The sequence below is a fragment of the Streptomyces sp. P5F9 genome (assembly GCF_057961495.1).
Genome location: NZ_JBXVPZ010000910.1, coordinates 1 through 1406, shown reverse-complemented (window position 1 = coordinate 1406; position 1406 = coordinate 1). Strand labels below are relative to the sequence as shown.

The 1406-nt window shown below is 75.2% G+C and carries 1 protein-coding gene; it reads left to right on the top strand.

Annotation, left to right across the window (positions count from 1 at the left end):
* Positions 1 to 1406: hypothetical protein (locus AC31A1_RS51400; RefSeq protein ID WP_489659912.1), on the top strand; the 1406-nt coding region annotated here is incomplete at both ends.

Genomic DNA, 1406 nt, shown 5'->3' with positions numbered 1-1406 from the left:
CGGCACGGTCCGGCCGTCGGCCCGGACCGTGCCGAGTTCCGCCGGCTGCTGAGGCGCGGTGACCTCAGCCATACCGCGGGCGGGATGCGGGAGGCCGAACGGCACTACACGGCCGCCTACCGCAGCGCCGAGGGCGACCCGCGCGCACAGGCCGAGGCGGTGATCAGGATGGCGCGCCGCTGGTCCGATCCCGGGCAGGTCGACCGTGAGCTGCTCCAGCTGATCCGGAGCTGTCTGGCCGCGCTGGACGGCGACGGCGGCGCGGAGGCGGCGGGGCTGCGGCTGCGGCTCGAAGCGCATCTGGCGAAGAAGATGGCCCTGGCGGTCAGCCAGGACACCGCGGCGGGACTGGCGGGACCCGCCGAGGGAGCGCGGCTCGCCGAGGAGACGCTGCGCCGATTACCCGACGACGGCGACGGCGAGGTGCGCTGCGAGGTCCTCACCGAGTGCCGCTGGGCGCGCTACGACTTCCTGCCGGCCCCCGAGTCGCTGACCCTCTCCGAGCGGCTGCGCGAGGCCGCGGCACGGCAGGACTCGACGTACTTCCGCGGTGAGGCCCTCATGGCCGTCGCCATCGACCAGCTCCGCAACGGCAGGATCTTCAGCGCCCTCGCCACCGCGAACCAGTACCGCAAACACGCCGCCGAGACCCAGAGCGCCCTCGCCCTGTGGCAGCGGCACACCCTCGACGCCCTGCTCGACCTGTGGCACGGCCGGTTCGACGCCGCCGCCGAGTGGATCTTCGTGGAGTCGCTGAAGTTCATCGAACTGCTCCGCGCCGACTACGCCGTCCCCGCGGACAACCTCACCCAGACCCGCCTCGGCCAGGCCTACTGGCTGCTGCGACAGCAGGGTCGGCTGGCCGAACTGTTCACCTCCGACCTGGCCGGAGACGTCGAGCGTCACGCCTACTTCCCGATCTGGCGGGCCGGTCTGGCCCTCGCGATGTGCGAGACCGGGCAGTACGCCGAGGGCGCGGACCTGTTCCTCGGCTGCGTCGCCGACGTCGACCGGTTCCCGCCGTCGGGCTGGGCCGTCCCCGCGCTCGTCCTGCTCGCGGAGGTCTGCGCGGCGCTGGACCTGGAGGGCGGATTCGAGGCCGAGCTGGCGCCGGTGCTGCCCACGCTCCGCGCGCGCCTGGCCCCGCACGACGGCCAGCAGCTCGCCCTGGGCGGCTGGCCCACGGTCCTCGTCGGCCCGACCGCCCGGGCCCGCGGCGTCCTCGCCCTGGCCGCGGGCGAACCGGAGACCGCCCTCGAACACTTCCGCCAGGCCGCGGTCCCGGCCCGCTCCTCCCAGCCCGAACTCGCCCGTCTCCGCCTGGCCCAGGCCCGCGCGGTGCGCCGCGTGGGGGGTCCGGGGAGCGAGCCGAACGCGGTGCGGCTGCTGCGGGAGGCGGCTCGGGG